This is a genomic window from Paracraurococcus ruber, assembly GCF_004353985.1.
GTDB classification, from domain to species: domain Bacteria; phylum Pseudomonadota; class Alphaproteobacteria; order Acetobacterales; family Acetobacteraceae; genus Paracraurococcus; species Paracraurococcus ruber.
Window position 1 is genome coordinate 80,585 of sequence record NZ_SMOA01000004.1, and the last position, 15,270, is coordinate 95,854.

Annotated in this window: 14 protein-coding genes; 9 read left to right on the top strand and 5 right to left on the bottom strand. The window is 73.6% G+C overall.

What is annotated here, in order from left to right:
- Nucleotides 1–40 precede the first annotated feature (40 nt).
- From E2C05_RS02300 to E2C05_RS02315, 4 genes are read right to left on the bottom strand one after another with little or no spacing between them, the layout of a single operon-like run.
- The gene (locus E2C05_RS02300) at nucleotides 41–1,249 is read right to left on the bottom strand and encodes a CaiB/BaiF CoA transferase family protein (protein WP_133217982.1); all 1,209 of its coding nucleotides are present in this window, start codon (nucleotides 1,247–1,249) and stop codon (nucleotides 41–43) included.
- 20 nt (nucleotides 1,250–1,269) lie between these two features.
- Nucleotides 1,270–2,064, bottom strand: coding sequence for an SDR family NAD(P)-dependent oxidoreductase (locus E2C05_RS02305; protein ID WP_133217983.1), 795 nt, complete (start codon nucleotides 2,062–2,064; stop codon nucleotides 1,270–1,272).
- A 14-nt stretch (nucleotides 2,065–2,078) separates the two neighbouring features.
- Complete coding sequence (locus E2C05_RS02310) at nucleotides 2,079–2,528, bottom strand: Zn-ribbon domain-containing OB-fold protein (protein ID WP_200305301.1); 450 nt, start codon at nucleotides 2,526–2,528, stop codon at nucleotides 2,079–2,081.
- The gene (locus E2C05_RS02315; RefSeq protein ID WP_133217984.1) at nucleotides 2,525–3,709 is read right to left on the bottom strand and encodes a thiolase C-terminal domain-containing protein; all 1,185 of its coding nucleotides are present in this window, start codon (nucleotides 3,707–3,709) and stop codon (nucleotides 2,525–2,527) included. The genes E2C05_RS02310 and E2C05_RS02315 overlap by 4 nt, the downstream gene beginning before the upstream one ends.
- Nucleotides 3,710–3,849: 140 nt before the next feature.
- Here E2C05_RS02315 and E2C05_RS02320 point away from each other — a divergent pair, with 140 nt between their 5' ends.
- The 8 genes from E2C05_RS02320 (at nucleotide 3,850) to E2C05_RS02355 (ending at nucleotide 13,146) form a co-directional block, all read left to right on the top strand.
- On the top strand, nucleotides 3,850–5,016 hold the full coding sequence (locus E2C05_RS02320; protein WP_133217985.1) for an acyl-CoA dehydrogenase family protein: 1,167 nt from the start codon (nucleotides 3,850–3,852) through the stop codon (nucleotides 5,014–5,016).
- A gap of 93 nt (nucleotides 5,017–5,109) precedes the next feature.
- Entirely contained in the window at nucleotides 5,110–5,433 is a 324-nt protein-coding gene (locus E2C05_RS02325; protein WP_133217986.1) for a hypothetical protein, read from the top strand.
- 144 nt (nucleotides 5,434–5,577) lie between these two features.
- Complete coding sequence (locus E2C05_RS02330) at nucleotides 5,578–6,858, top strand: MFS transporter (protein ID WP_133217987.1); 1,281 nt, start codon at nucleotides 5,578–5,580, stop codon at nucleotides 6,856–6,858.
- Between the two features lie 12 nt (nucleotides 6,859–6,870).
- Nucleotides 6,871–7,263 carry a group II truncated hemoglobin gene (locus tag E2C05_RS02335; protein ID WP_133217988.1) on the top strand — a complete coding sequence of 131 codons (393 nt, stop codon included), beginning with the start codon at nucleotides 6,871–6,873 and terminating at the stop codon, nucleotides 7,261–7,263.
- Nucleotides 7,264–7,652: 389 nt separating this feature from the next.
- A complete protein-coding gene (hpnA, locus tag E2C05_RS02340; protein ID WP_133217989.1) occupies nucleotides 7,653–8,645 on the top strand; it encodes a hopanoid-associated sugar epimerase in 993 nt (330 codons plus the stop codon).
- 79 nt (nucleotides 8,646–8,724) lie between these two features.
- Nucleotides 8,725–9,954 (top strand): glycosyltransferase, encoded by a 1,230-nt coding sequence (locus tag E2C05_RS02345; RefSeq protein ID WP_192912404.1) that lies wholly within the window; start codon nucleotides 8,725–8,727, stop codon nucleotides 9,952–9,954.
- 167 nt (nucleotides 9,955–10,121) lie between these two features.
- Nucleotides 10,122–12,161, top strand: coding sequence for a squalene--hopene cyclase (gene shc, locus E2C05_RS02350; RefSeq protein WP_240046520.1), 2,040 nt, complete (start codon nucleotides 10,122–10,124; stop codon nucleotides 12,159–12,161).
- Between the two features lie 328 nt (nucleotides 12,162–12,489).
- Entirely contained in the window at nucleotides 12,490–13,146 is a 657-nt protein-coding gene (locus E2C05_RS02355; protein WP_133217990.1) for a phosphorylase family protein, read from the top strand.
- Nucleotides 13,147–13,316: 170 nt separating this feature from the next.
- Here the strand turns inward: E2C05_RS02355 and E2C05_RS02360 are convergent, their stop codons facing one another.
- Nucleotides 13,317–14,210 (bottom strand): LysR substrate-binding domain-containing protein, encoded by an 894-nt coding sequence (locus E2C05_RS02360; RefSeq protein WP_133217991.1) that lies wholly within the window; start codon nucleotides 14,208–14,210, stop codon nucleotides 13,317–13,319.
- Between the two features lie 105 nt (nucleotides 14,211–14,315).
- On the opposite strand from E2C05_RS02360, the gene E2C05_RS02365 reads away from it, so the two are divergent.
- A complete protein-coding gene (locus E2C05_RS02365; RefSeq protein ID WP_200306221.1) occupies nucleotides 14,316–15,137 on the top strand; it encodes a class II aldolase/adducin family protein in 822 nt (273 codons plus the stop codon).
- Nucleotides 15,138–15,270 lie beyond the last annotated feature (133 nt).

The window sequence follows — 15,270 nt, forward strand, 5'->3', positions numbered from 1 at the left end:
GGCCAGCCCAGCGGCAACGCCCGGGGACGTGAGGGTTTGGTCAGCCGCCCCCTCGGCCGCCCAGCACCCCGGCCGCCCGCAGCGCCGCGATCTCCGCCGCGCCATAGCCGTGCTCGGCCAGGATCGCCGCGGCATGCTCGCCGGGCGCCGGCGCCGGCCCGGGCGGCGCCTTGGCCTCGCCCGCCACCTGCAGGGGGCTGTCCACCGTCCAGCCGCCGGGCGCGGCCCGGACGGCGCCGGAGGCGCGGGCCTGCGGCGCCGCCACCGCGTCCTGCGTGGTCGCCACCGCATCGAAGGTCAGGCCGGCGGCGTCCAGCAGCGGTCGCCAGTCGGCCAGCGGCCGGGCGGCGAAGGCGGCATCCAGCAGCGCCGTCAGCGCCGGCGCATTCTCCCGCCGCAGGGCCTGGGTGGCGAAGCGCGGGTCGCCGCCCCAGCCGGGATCGCCCAGCACCGCCAGCAGCGCCGGCCATTGCCGCGCCTCGTTCAGCAGCGCCAGCAGGAACCAGCGGCCGCAGCCAGCCCGGTAGAGGTTGCCGAGCGCATTCGGCGCCTGCTCCCGCGGCGGGCGCGGGACGAATTGCGCGCCGTCCAGCGCCGCCTGCGCCATGAAGCCATTGGCCCAGAGCCCGGTGCCGAGCAGCGAGACATGCACCATCCCGCCCTGGCCCGTGCGTTCGCGGCGATAGAGCGCTGTGACGATGGCGCCATAGAGCGCGAGGCCGGTCGGGTGGTCGCCCATGCCGGCGACGCTGCGGCCGGGCGCCGCCTCGGCATGCGCGCGCACCAGGTCCATCAGCCCGCTGCGCGCCCAGTAGGCGGTGGCGTCGAAGCCGGTCTTGTCGGCCTCCGGCCCGGCCTCGCCATAGGCGGTCAGCGCGGCATAGACCAGGCGTGGGTTCCGCCCCAGCAGCGCGTCCGGCGCGATGCCGAGGCCGGCGCGGAGCCGCGGGACGGCGTTGGTGACGAAGACATCGGTGCGCTCGACCAGGCGGTGCAGCACCGCCTGGCCCTCGGGTTTCTTCAGGTCCAGCACCAGGCCGCGCTTGCCGCGGTTGTCCACCACCCAGGGGTAGTTGGTCTCGCCGCGCGGCTGGCCGGGCATGGTGGCCAGCGCGCGATAGGCATCGCCGCCGGGCGGCTCCAGCTTGATCACCTCTGCCCCGAAATCACCGAGGATGGTGGCGGCGGAGGGGCCGGCGACATAGCTGGCGGCGTCGATCACCCGCAGCCCGGCGAAGATCCCCTCCATCGCGTGCCTCCCCTGCCTCGCTACTGCTCCACGCTGCCCTGGGAGATGCCGGCCGGCGCCGCGGTGCGGCCGCCATCCACCGGATAGGCGACGCCGGTGATGTTGCCGGCGAGGTCGGAGAGCAGGAACATGACGAGATTCGCCACCTCCTCGGCCGTGCCGTAGCGGCGCAGAGGAATCCCCGAGGTGTAGCGCTGCTCCACGCTGTCGGGGTTGTTGGGCGAGACCTGCCTGGCGATGTCGCGCACCATGCGCGTGTCGATCGGCCCGGGGCAGACGGCGTTGACGCGGATGCCCTGCGGCCCGACCTCGGCCGCCGCCACCTTGGTCAGGCCGATGACCGCGTGCTTGGACGCGACATAGGCCGACATGCCGGCGGTGCCGACCAGCCCGGCGACGGAGGCGGTGTTGACCACCGCGCCGCGCCCCTGCTTCAGCATCGCCGGCAGCACATGCCGCAGGCCGAGGAAGACGCCCTTCACGTTCACGCCCATGACGGCGTCGTAGACGGCCTCGTCATATTCGGCGATGGGCGCCACCCTGCCCTCGATGCCGGCATTGTTGTGGAAGCCGTCCACCGTGCCGAAGGCATCCAGCGTCGCCTGGACATAGGCCTGCACCTCGGCGGCCTTGGTCACGTCGGCGGCGCGGAAGATCGCCGCGCGGCCGAGTTCCGCCGCCAGCGCCTGCCCAGAATCCGCGTCGCGGTCCACGATCGCCACCCTGCCGCCGCGCGCCACCACGCCGCGGCAGACCGCGGCGCCGATGCCGTTGGCGCCGCCCGTGACGATCACCGCCTTGCCCGTGAAGTCCATGTGTCGTTCCCCCTTCAGCCCGCGACGCGCCATTGCACCAGCGTATAGGGCGGCGTGGCGTCGTCATGCGGCTCGAACACCGCCTCGACATCGGCGCCGAGGGTCACCGGCGCGTCGGGCGGGACCAGCAGGTTGCCCACCATGCGCACGCCATCGGCCTCGGGCAGCTCGACCAGCACGATGGTATAGGGGCCGAAGCCCGTCAGCGCCGGATACACGGGGTGGTGCGGCCGCTGCCAGGACCAGATGCGGCCGCGCGGCGCCACCGCCTCCCACCCCAGGTCGAAGCTGTGGCAGCGGTGGCAGATCCATTCCGGGCCCCATTGGTGCTTCCCGCACGCCTTGCAGCGCTGGATCACCAGCCTGCCGGCCCGCGTGCCCTCCCAGAAGGGCTGCGTCAGCGGTTCGATGGCGGGCGCCGGCAGGCCCGAGGGGAGGGCATTGGGCAAAGCGGTGCTGCTCACAGGCTGGCCTCCGAGCCGAGGACGAGGCTGCTGACCGGCGTCACCATCGGCCCGCCGAGGACCGCGACGACATCGGCGCCGGGCACCTGGTTGCAGGCGGTGCCGCGCAGCTGCCGCACCGCCTCGTTCACCATCTCCAGCCCGTGCATGTAGCACTCCGCCAGGTTGCCGCCGCTGGTGTTCATCGGCATGCGGCCGGTGGGGGCGAGGAGGTTGTCCAATACAAGCTGTTCGTTGGCACGGCCGGGATCGACGAAGCCGTGCTCCACCAGGCTCAGCAGCACGCCGCCGGTGAAATTCTCATAGGCCTGCACCACGTCGCAATCCTGCGGGCCCAGCTTCGCCATGTCCCATAGGTTGCGCGCCACCGTCTTGAAATGGGCCGAGGCATAGTCGGGCGCGTTGTGCACGGGGGCGGCGCTGCGGTGGTGCCCGCCCTGCGCCGCGCCCAGCAGGTAGGTGGGCCTGTGCGGCAGGTCCTTCGCGCGGTCGGCCGGCACCACCAGCACCGCGCCCGCCCCGTCATTCTCCTGGCAGCAGTCGAACAGCCGGTGGAAGGGCTCGATGATCCAGCGGGAGGCGTCGTATTTCTCCTCCGTCAGCGGCCGGCCATTCATCACCGCGCGCGGGTTCGTCTGCGCATGGTGGTAGGACGCCATGGCGATCGCCCGCAGCGCCTCATGCCGGATGCCGTGGTCCGTCATGAACCGCGTGATCTTCATGGCGAAGCGCTGCGCCGGCGACATCAGGCCATAGGGCGCGAGGAAGGCATCGTCGCCGCCGACCGAGGCAAGCTGGTTGGCGCGGCCGTAGCGGGCGAACTGCCCCTGGGCGAGGGAGCGGAAGGCGATGACGCAATTGGCCATCCCCGACTGCACCGCCGCCGCGGCGTTCGCCACCGAAGCGGCGACGCCGCCGCCACCGCCGCCCCAATGCATGTTGGAGAAGCGGAGCTCATGGATGCCGAGCGCCGCCGCCAGCCGCACCGCCTCCGACCGGTCGCCGCCATAGGAGGCGAAGCCATCCACCTCCCGCGGGTCGATGCCGGCATCGCGGCAGGCCTCGAGGATGGCGATGAGCGCCAGCTTGAACTCGGCATCCGGCGACTGGCCGTGCCTGTAGTAGGTCGTCTCGCCGATGCCGGCGATCGCGACCTTCCCCCGCAGCGTGCGCTCGCTCATGCGGCCCGCTTTCCTCCGGTGGCTTCCTTGGACGTGGCGACATGGTAAGCCTGCTATCCATCGCCCGGCAACGGCGGCCATCGACGGGGTGGCCCGGTTCACCCGATGCCGGGACGGGAGCGGGAGCAGGAGGACGCGCCATGGATTTCGGCCTTTCGCCCGAGCAGGAGGCGATCCGGGAGGGCGTGGCCGCCACCTGCCGCCGCTTCGGCGACGACTACTGGCGCGACTGCGAGGCGGAGGCGCGCTTCCCCCGCGAATTCCACCAGGCCATGGCGGCGGGCGGCTGGCTCGGCATCACCATGCCCACGGAACATGGCGGCGCCGGGCTCGGCGTGACCGAGGCGGCGATCATGATGCACACCGTCGCGCGATCGGGCGGCGGGATGGCCGCCGCCTCCTCGCTCCACATCAACATGTTCGGCCCGCATCCCATCGTGGTGCATGGCACGCCGGCGCAGCAGGCGCGCTGGATCCCGCCGCTGGTCGCCGGCACCGACCAGGCCTGCTTCGGCGTGACGGAGCCGAATGCCGGGCTGGACACCACCAGCATCGCCACCTTCGCCCGCAAGGTGCCGGGCGGCTACCGCGTCAACGGGCGGAAGATCTGGACCAGCACCGGGCAGGTGGCGAACAAGATCCTGCTGCTGACGCGCACCACCCGGAAGGAGGAGGCGCGGCGGCCGACCGAGGGCATCACCCTGTTCTACACCGACCTCGACCGCACGCGGGTAGAGGTGCAGCGGATCCCGAAGATGGGCCGCGCCGCGGTCGATTCGAACATGGTCTTCATCGACGACCTGTTCATCCCGGAGGCCGACCGGATCGGCGAGGAAGGCCGCGGCTTCGCCTACCTGCTGGACAGCCTGAACCCGGAACGCATCCTGGTCGCGGTGGAGGCCATCGGCATCGGCCAGGACGCGCTGGACCGCGCCGCCCGCTATGCCCGCGAACGCGTGGTCTTCGGCCGGCCCATCGGCCAGAACCAGGCCATCCAGCATCCGCTGGCGGAACGCTGGACCGCGCTGGAGAGCGCCCATCTGATGGCGATGAAGGCGGCCTGGCTCTACGACCAGGGCCGGCCCTGCGGGGCGGAGGCGAATGCGGCCAAGCTGCTGGGCGGCCGCGCCGGCTACGAGGCCTGCCTGCAGGCGGTGCTGACGCATGGCGGCATGGGCTATGCCAAGGAATACGTGGTGGAACGGCTGCTGCGGGAGGTGATGATCACCCGCATCGCGCCGGTCTCGGAACAGCTCGTGCTCTCCTTCATCGCCGAAAGGGTGCTGGGCCAGCCGAAGAGCTATTGAGCCGGCCGATCAGAACTCGCGGCGCGGGACGACGGCGCGCTTGAGCCGCCGCCGCGGCGCGGGGCACCGTCCCCCGGAAGGGAGGCCCTTGCCATGCCCGCCACCGCCGCGCTGCCATCCCGGCCGCATCCCGGCGCCGCCATCCCGGACCGCCTGGGCATCCGCACGCCGGCGGATGCGGTCGACGCGACCATCGTCCTCGGCGCGGCGCCGTACTGGATCTGGTTCTGGCTTCAGGGCAGCCAGTTCCATGGGCTGCTGATCTCCCACGCCGTGCTGCTGTGGATCCTCATGCGCGGCATCCGGGACATCGGCCGCAGATACCCCGAGCGGAGCCTGACCCTGGCCAGCAGCGGCGTCTTCGCGTGCCTCTTCGTCCTCTGGAAGGTGCTGTTCACCGACGTCGCCCGCCACTGAAGGCCGGACCGGACCGGGCCTGGGCCTCCGTCGCCGCCCGTGGCCGGGCCGGGGACGCGGGCGGCGACCGCGCCGCGCCGGCGGCCGTGCCGGCCGGGTCGGACCCGCGAGCGCGACCTCGTCCGGCTGCCATGTCCCTGGCGCATGTCAGCTTGGCTTGCCCCGACCTCCGGCGGCAGCGATAAGCGGCAGGGGAACGCCAAGGGGCCGATGCAGCAGCACCTCGACGCCGCGATGCGGCGGAACCTCCTCCTTCTCGCCGCCTGCCAGGCGATCGGGCAGGCCGGCAACACGATGATGTTCGCCGCGACCGCGCTCTCCATCGTCACCTTCTTCCCGATGCGCGACCTGGCGACGCTGCCGGTGACGCTGCAGCATCTCGGCGTCATGCTCTCGGTCTTCCCGGCCGGGCTGCTGATGCAGCGGATGGGGCGGCGCTTCGGCTTCCGCGTCGGCTCGGTCTTCGGCATGGCGGGCGCGACGGTGGTCGGCAGCGGCCTGTACCTGGCGAATTTCTACCTGATGTGCCTCGGCGGGCTGATCCTCGGCTATGCCGTGGCCAGCCTGCAGATGTACCGCTTCGCCGCGGTGGAACTCGCCCCGCTGGCCTACCGGGCCAAGGCCATCTCCTGGGTCACCGCCGGCGGCGTGGTCGCCGGCGTGCTCGGGCCCAGCCTGGTGCGGCTGACGCATGACCAGTGGGTGCCGCTGTACCTGGCGACCTATGCCGCCATGGTCGGCATCCATGTGACCGTCTTCATCGTGATGGGCTTCATCCGCTTCCCGACCATGCAGGGGGCGCAGGCGAATGGCGGCACGCCGGCCGCCGACCTGCCGCCGCCCCGCCGCCTGGCCGAGATCGCGGCGCAGCCCCGCTTCATCGTCGCCGTTGTCGCCGCCATGGTGGCCTACGGCACCATGTCCTTCCTGATGAGCGCCTCGCCGCTGGCCATCGTCGCCTGCGGGCTGCCGCACACGGAAGCGCACTGGGTCATCTTCCTGCATGTGATGGGCATGTTCGTGCCGGCCTTCTTCACCGGCCACCTCATCACTCGCTTCGGCACGCTGGAGGTGATGCTGGCCGGCGTCGCCATCCTGCTGGCAGGCATCGCCACCGCCATGGCCGGGCTGACCGACTGGCATTTCCGCATCGCGCTGACGCTCAACGGCGTCGGCTGGAATTTCCTGTTCGTGGGCGCCACCACCATGGTGACGACCTGCTACCGACCGAATGAGCGCGGCAAGGTCCAGGCGCTGAACGACTTCCTGGTCTTCGGCACCACGGCCAGCTCCAGCTTCCTCGCCGGCTTCCTGCAGGAACGGCTGGGCTGGTTCCCGCTGAACCTCTACTCGCTGGCGCTGGTCGCGGTGGCGGCGGTCGCGGTGTGCTGGGCCTATGCGCAGCGCCGGCCGGTGGCGGCCTGACCGGCCAGCCGCATGCCGGGCCCCACGCCCTATGACCGCATCGGCGGGGAGGCGGGCATCCGCCGCCTGGTCGGCCGCTTCTACGCGCTGATGGACACGCTGCCCGCGGCCGCCGCCTGCCGCGCCATCCACCCGGCAAGCCTCGCCGGCTCGGAACAGAAGCTGTTCGAGTATCTCACCGGCTGGCTCGGCGGCCCGCCGCTCTTCGTCGAACGGCACGGCCCGCCCATGCTGCGGCGGCGCCACCTGCACGCGCCGATCGCCGGGCCGGAGATCGAGGGCTGGCTGCTCTGCTTCCGCCAGGCCTGGGCGGACACGGTGACCGATGCGGCGCTGACCGAAGCGGTGCCGCCGCAGGTTGAAGGCCTCGCCCGGCACATGCGCAACCGCGCCGACGCGGCCTGAGGCGGGCGCCGCCGCCGGCCCCATGCCCGCTGGCGCCCGGCGGGGCAGGACCGGGGCCCGCCGGCCGCGCCACCATGCGCCGGCCCGGTCGCCATCGGACAATCGGACATGACGGCGCGCTTCGTCGGGGGCGAGGATGCCGGCACCGGCGGGGTCGCCACCCCGCACCCGGCACGGGTCGCCGCGGGCATCGTCGGGTCGCATCCGGCGGGCCGCGGAGCCCTGGCTGGGGGCGCGCGGCGGGGCGGCGGGGATGACGGCGTGTCGCCGCGGCAGCGGCCATGCCGCCCGGCCTGCGCCGGGCAGCCCCGCCTCGGGCGCACCCCGCCTCGGCTGGCCAAGCCGCGGCGGCCGGGGCAAAAGCGCGCGGCGATTCGGGGCGGGGGTGCATGGCGGACCGGGTGATGCTGACGGGGGGGACCGGTTTCCTGGGGTCGTCCATCGCCCGCGCGCTGGTCGGGGCGGGCCATGCCGTGCGGGCCCTGGCCCGGCCGGGCACGCCGCGGGACGTCCTGGCCGGCGTGCCGGTGGAGTTCTGCCCCGGCGACCTGACCGATGCCGCCTCCCTGTCCGCCGCCCTGCGCGGCTGCTCCGCGCTCATCCATTGCGCGGCCGACTACCGGATCTGGGTGCCCGATCCAGCGCGCATGGCGGCGGTGAACGTGACGGGGACCGAGGCGGTGATGCGCGCCGCCCTGGCCGAGGGCTGCCGCCGCGTGGTGCATGTCTCCTCCGTCGCCACCCTCAAGCCGCGCGCCGATGGCAGCCCGGCGACCGAGGCGGATGCCGCCCGGCCGGAGGAGGCGATCGGCCCCTACAAGCGCAGCAAGACCGCGGCGGAGCGGGTGGTCGAGCGGCTGGTGGCCGAGGCGGGGCTGCCGGCGGTGATCGTGAATCCGTCCACCCCCATCGGTCCGCGCGACCGGCGGCCGACCCCGACCGGTCGGGTGATCCTGGAGGCGGCGCGGGGGAAGCTGCCGGCCTATGTCGATACCGGCCTGAACCTGGTGCATGTCGAGGACGTGGCCGCCGGCTGCGTCGCCGCGCTGGACCGTGGGACGGTGGGGGAGCGGCATGTCCTCGGCGGCCAGGACGTGCCGCTGGGCGAGATGCTGGCGCATATCGCCGCGCAATTCGGCCGCGGCCGGCCGGTGCGGCTGCCGCGCGCGCCGCTCTGGCCCGCGGCGCTGGTGGCGGAGGCGGCGGCGCGGGTCACCGGGAGGGAGCCGATGCTGACCCTGGACGGGCTGCGGATGGCCGGCCACCGGATGTATTTCAGCAGCGCCAAGGCGGAGCGCGTGCTGGGCTACCGGGCGCGCCCCTGGCAGGCGGGCGTGTCGGACGCGATCGCCTGGTTCCGTGGGGCCGGGATGCTGGCATGAGCGGACCAGGAGCGGTCCAGGCCGGGTGCCGGCCTGGTGGGGGAGCACGAGGGGGCGACGCCCCCTCGTCGGGCTGTCCATGATCTGGCTCGCGCTCGCGGCCTGCCTCGCCTGGCTGGTCCTGCTGTTCGGCCGCGGCTGGTTCTGGCTGGCCCGCGACGACGACCGCGACGCGGTTTCGCTGCCCGACCCCGCCGCCTGGCCAAGCGTGACGGCGGTGGTCCCGGCGCGGGACGAGGCGGCAACGATCGGCATCACCGTCGCCTCCCTGCTGGCGCAGGACTATCCGGGCGAATTCCGGCTGGTGGTGGTGGATGACCGCTCCTCGGACGGCACCGGCGATGTCGCGCGCGCCGCGGCGGCCGGCGATCCACGGCTGCTGGTGGTGCGGGGCGGGGCGCGGGCGGCGGGCTGGACCGGCAAGCTCTGGGCGCTGGAGCAGGGGCTGCGGGAGGCCCTGGCCGAAGGCATGGCCCCCGCCCCGGACTACCTGCTGTTCACCGATGCCGATATCCGCCATGCGCCGGACAGCCTGCGGATGCTGGTGCGGCGGGCGGTGCATGGGCGGCGGGTGCTGGTCTCGCTGATGGCGCGGCTGCGCTGCGACAGCGCGGCGGAGCGCTGGCTGGTGCCGGCCTTCATCTTCTTCTTCCAGATGCTCTACCCCTTCCGCTGGTCGAACGACCCGCGCGCGCGCACCGCCGCGGCGGCGGGCGGCTGCGTGCTGCTGGACCGCGGGGCCTTCGCGGCGGCGGGCGGCCTCGGCCCGATCCGCGGGGCGCTGATCGACGACTGCGCCCTGGCGCGGCAGATGAAGCGGCAGGGGCCGATCTGGCTGGGCCTCAGCGCGCCCGATGACCGGAGGGGCGAAGCCCCCGAAGGGCTGAATCGGCCGCGCCAGGCTGCGCGGGTGGAAAGTCTTCGCCCCTACGAGACGGTCGGGCCGATCCGGCGGATGGTGGCGCGCACCGCCTATGCCCAGCTCGGCTACAACCCCGCCCTGCTGGCCGGCATGCTGCTGGCGCTGGCGCTGGTCTTCCTGGCGCCGCCGCTGCTGGCGCTGTTCGCCGGCGGCCTGGCCTCGGCGCTGGGCGGGCTGGCCTGGGCGGCGATGGCTGTGGCTTTCCTGCCGACGCTCCGGCGATTCGGCCTTTCCCCCCTGCGCGGCATCGCCCTGCCCGGAATCGCGCTCGCCTACATGGCGTTCACGCTGGACTCGGCGCTGGCCGAATGGCGGGGCCGCGGCGGCATGTGGAAGGGAGAAGCGGGCCCGAGAATGGATGGAGACGCCGGTTCGCGGGTGAATTGAGCCACACTGCCGCATGAAAGCTACAACACGTGGTTGCTTCCGTCTTCGCAACCGCGAAAAAGCGACGTATCCGATCTGACATGGCGTCATGCCGCACCGGCCCCGCAGGGCCGTCGCGGCTGACCGGGGGATTGTTCGACTTGTCGAATATACAGGACCTGGCCGCAATGGCGGCGCGTCCGGACCTCACGCTGATGGCGCCGGCGGGGCCGCAGGGGCAGGGAGGTCTGGAGGCCGCGATCGGCCGCGCCACCGACCACCTGCTGCGGCGCCAGCAGGCCGACGGCCACTGGGTGTTCGAGCTGGAGGCGGATGCCACCATCCCCGCCGAATACCTGATGCTGTGCCGCTTCTTCGGGAAGCGCGACCCGGCGCGTGAGATGCGGATCGGCCGCTACCTTCGCCGGATCCAGGCGCAGGAGGCGGCGACGGCCGGCGGCGGCTGGCCGCTCTTCCATGGCGGGCCGCTCGACATCTCCTGCTCGGTGAAGGCGTATTTCGCCCTGCGGCTGGTGGGCGACGCGCCGGGCGCGCCGCACATGCTGCGCGCCCGCGACGCCATCCTGCGGGCCGGCGGGGCGGAGAAGTCGAACGTCTTCACCCGCGCGACCCTGGCGCTGTTCGGCCATGTGCCCTGGCACGCCGTGCCGGTCATGCCGCCCGAGATCTGCCTGCTGCCGCGCTGGTTCCCCTTCCACCTGTCGAAGGTCAGTTACTGGGCGCGCACCGTGCTGGTGCCGCTGACGGTGGTGATGGCCCGCCGGCCGCAGCCCCTGGCCGAGACCGGCGTGACCCTGGACGAGCTGTTCGTCACCCCGCCCGGGCAGGTGCGCCGCTGGCCCGGCGGCGCGCATGCCGCCGAGCCCTGGCGGACCCTGTTCGGCGCGCTGGACCGCGTGCTGCAGCGGACCCAGCATCTGTTCCCCGCCGCCAGCCGCGCCCGCGCCGAAGCCAAGGCCGAGGCCTTCGTGACCGAGCGGCTGAACGGCGAGGACGGGCTGGGGGCGATCTATCCGGCCATGGCCAACGCCATCTGGATGTATCACTGCCTGGGCGTGCCGGCGGACGACCCGCGCGTCGTCACCGCCTGGGCGGCGGTGGAGAAGCTGGTGATGGACCGGCCGGCCGAGGACACGCCGCGGGGCGAGCGCCCGGCGGAGACCTATGTGCAGCCCTGCCTGTCCCCCATCTGGGACACCGCCCTGGTGGCGCATGCCCTGCTGGAAACCGGCGATCCGCGGGCCGAGGCGGCGGTGACCCGCGGCCTGTCCTGGCTGCTCGACCGGCAGGTGACGGATGTGGTTGGCGACTGGGCCGAGCAGCGGCCGGGCCTGCCGCCCGGCGGCTGGGCCTTCCAATATGCCAACCCGCACTACCCGGACGTGGACGACACGGCGGTGGTGGTGCTGGCGCTCGACCGGGCGCGGAAGCAGCTGGGCGATGCCGGGCCGGGCATGGCGCGGGCCATCGCCCGGGCGACCGACTGGGTGGTGGGCATGCAGTCGAAGGGCGGCGGCTGGGGCGCCTTCGATGCCGACAACACGCATCACCACCTGAACTCCATCCCCTTCGCCGACCACGGCGCGCTGCTCGACCCGCCAACCGCCGACGTCTCCGGTCGCTGCCTGGCGATGCTGGCGCAACTCGGCCATGGGATGGACCATGCGCCGACCCGGCAGGCGGTGGACTACCTGCTGGCGGAGCAGGAGCCGGACGGGTCCTGGTACGGCCGCTGGGGCGTGAACTACGTCTACGGCACCTGGTCGGCCGTCACCGCGCTGAACGCCGCCGGCCTGCCGCCCGACCACCCGGCGATGCGCCGCGCGGTGGCCTGGCTGAAGGCCCGGCAGAACGAGGATGGCGGCTGGGGCGAGGACGGCTTCACCTATCCGCGGCGTGGCGGCACCCGGGCCGATACCGACGTGGTCATGGGCCCGAGCAGCGCCAGCCAGACCGCCTGGGCCCTGCTGGCGCTGATGGCCTGCGGCGCGGTGGACGACGCGGCGACCGAGCGCGGCGCCCGCTGGCTGCTGGCACGGCAGCAGGCCGACGGGTCCTGGCCGGAGGAGGACTACACCGGCACCGGCTTCCCGCGCGTCTTCTACCTGCGCTACCACGGCTATGCGCAGCTCTTCCCGCTCTGGGCGCTGGCGCGGCTGCGGACGCTGAAGCGGGGCAATTCCCGGCACGTCCCGCACGGGCTCTGACGCCGCAGGGCCTGGCGCCACGGGGCCCTGGCGCCGGCCCGGGGCGGATGGGGCCGGTCGTTGGTGGTGTCCGCGTGGCCGGGCCCGGGCGATCAGGCCCGCGCCGCTGGCGCGATGCCCGGGTGGCGCGACGCCCAATTGGCGCGATGCCCGGGCACCAGCCGCCGCGGCGATCGCGGCGCCTGGCCCGGGTTGAGCCATCCGGGTTCGGTGAAACCCCGGGCAGCGGTTAACGGAATATGGCGGGATTGTGGAATTCCGGCTGCATCCGCGGCGGCCGCAGTCTATACTGCACCGCAGCAAGTCCGGCGGAGGTCCCCCCCTAGCCATGCCCCTCTCCTCGATCCTTGCCGTCGTCGGCATGCGGTCCGAGGCGGCGCTGTTGCCGCAGGAGATGCCCGTCATCGTCAGCGGCGGCGACCCTGCCCGGCTGCGCGACCTGCTGCGGCAGGCGCCGCCGGGACTGACCGGCGTGCTCAGCTTCGGCATCGCCGGCGGGCTCGACCCCTCGCTCGGCTGCGGCGACTTGGTGGTGGCGACCAAGGTGCGTGGCGCCGGCGGCGCCTGGTCGGCGGACCTCGGCTGGTCCGCCCAGCTGGCGCGGCGCTGCGGTGCCCGGCTGGGGATGGTGGCCGGCGCCCCCGCGGTGGTGGGCGAGCCCGCCCGCAAGCGGGCCCTGCGCGCCGCGACCGGCGCGCTGGTGGTGGACCTGGAGACCGAGGCGGCCGCCGCCTTCGCGGCGTCCCGCGGGATGCCCTTCGCGGCGCTGCGGGCCGTGGCCGACACGGCGGAGGAGGTGCTGCCGCGCGCCGCCGCCGTCGGCCTGACGCCGGATGGACGGCCGGCGGCGGGACGCGTGGCGCTGGCCCTGCTGCGGCAGCCGCGCGAACTGGGCGCGCTGCTGACCGTGGCCAAGCGCAGCCGCGTGGCCCTGCAGGCGCTGGGCGGCGCGCAGGACGCGCTGCGGCAGGCCTGCACGGCCTAAGGGCCGCGGTTGCCTGGGAAGGGCTCTGCCCCTCCCGAGACCCCTCCCAGCAAGTGCCGAAGGGCCCTTAGATCCCTCTCAGTCCACGAAGCCGGGGGTCCGGTGGGTCGGTTCGATCCCCGGCGCCGGGGATGCGGGGGAGGCAGCGTCGTCCCGGCGACGGCGCAGCGTCACCCGCACGCCTCCAGCAGCCATTCCCGGAAGGCCGCGACCTTCGGCACCTGCCGCTGCGCCCGTCGGTAGCCGAGATGGTGCAGCACGCGCTCCACCGCCCGGAACCGCCCGCCGCCCAATTCCGCCAGCCCGCCGCTGGTCAGTTCCGCTGCCGCCAGCCGCGTGCTCTCCAGCGCCACGCCGATGCCCTGCGCCGCCGCGGCGATCGCCATGGCCGCGCGGTCGAAGGACGGCCGCGCGCCGGCGGGCGCCGCCGCCAGCCCGTTCAGCGCCAGCCAGTCCTCCCACCGCACCGGGCTGAGCACCGATTCGATCAGCCGCAGCCCCGCCGGCAGCGCCGGCCCCGACAGGTCCAGCCCCGCCGCCAGCGCCGGCGCGACCAGGGGCACGACCCGCTCGATCCCCAGCGGCTCCACCGCCATCCCCGGCTGCGCGGGCGCGGCGCCATAGGCGATGAGGAGGTCGATCTCCGGCTGCCGCGCCAGGTCCACCGGGGCGGCGCTGGCGGTGACCCGGATGGCGAGGCCGGGATGCCGCGCCAGGAAGCCGGGCAGCCGCGGCCCGAGCCAGTTGGCCGCGAAGGACGGGACGCAATGCACCGCCAGCGCCTCCGCCTCGGGCGCCGGCCGCAGCGCGGTGCAAGCGGCGGCGATCTCGTCCAGCGCCGGCGTCAGCCGGGCGAGCAGCGCCCGCCCCTCCGCCGTCGGCTCCACCCCCTGCCCGCTGCGGCGGTGGAACAGCCGCCGGCCCGCCCAATCCTCCAGCGCCCGCACCTGGTGGCTGACCGCCGAGGCGCTGAGGTTCAGCTCCGCCCCGGCCAGGGCGAAGCTCTCATGCCGCGCCGCCGCCTCGAAGGCGCGGAGGGCGGAGAAGGCGGGCAGGCGGCGCATCGGCGACCCATGAATCGGATTCAGCACCACCTGAACACGCCGCGTTTGTCAACGCTCGGGCGCCGGGGCATGACAGGCGCGCCGAGGGTAGGAGAGGAACGAGCCATGCTCGACAGCGTCCAGGGGCGGAACCGCGTCTCGATCTACCAGCCGGAGCAGGACGGGCTGATCTTCCCGGAAATCCCGAATTTCGCGTCCTTCGCCGAGGAGCGGGCGTACCGCAAGCAGCACCTGGTCGCCGCCACGCGGGCCTTCGGGATGCATGGCTTCGACTACGGCTTCGCCGGGCACCTCACGGTCCGCGACCCGGAGCATCCGGACCTCTACTGGACCAACCCGATGTGCGTGCACTTCTCCCAGGTCAGGATGTCGAACCTGATCCTGGCCGACCATGACGGCCGGGTGGTCGAGGGGAAATACGCCATCAACCGCGCCGGCTTCGTGCTGCACGCGGCCGTGCACCAGGAATACCCGGACATCGTGGCGATGTGCCACGCGCACACCACCTACGGCACTGCCTGGTGCGCGACCGGCCGGCCGCTCGACATGATCAGCCAGGATGCCGCCGCCTTCTACAACAACCACGCGGTCGTCGGCGCCTCGGCCGGCGCCGTCGCGGTGGAGCGCGAGAGCGGCTGGTCGGTGGCGAAGGAGATCGGCCGGGTCCGCGGCGTGCTGCACCAGAACCACGGCCTGCTGACCTGCAGCAGGCATAGCATCGACGACGCCGCCTTCTGGTTCATCGCGCTGGAGCGCGCCTGCCAGCAGCAGCTGATGGTCGAGGCGACGGGCATCAAGCCGCAGCTCCTCTCGGCCAAGACGGCGCAGTACAGCCAGGACCATGTCGGCAACGACTTCATCGGCTGGCTGCATTTCCAGACGCTCTACAACCAGATCGCCGCGACGCAGCCGGACATGTTCGACTGAGGATCGGCCGCGCCGCGGCGTCGCGGGGGACGCGCGCCGCGGCCGGTGGGGCTGCAGGGCTGGCCGGTGGCGTCGGCCGGCGGGGCGCTGCAAGCGCTGCGCGCGATGCCCGGGCGGGGCGCGCCGGCCAGGG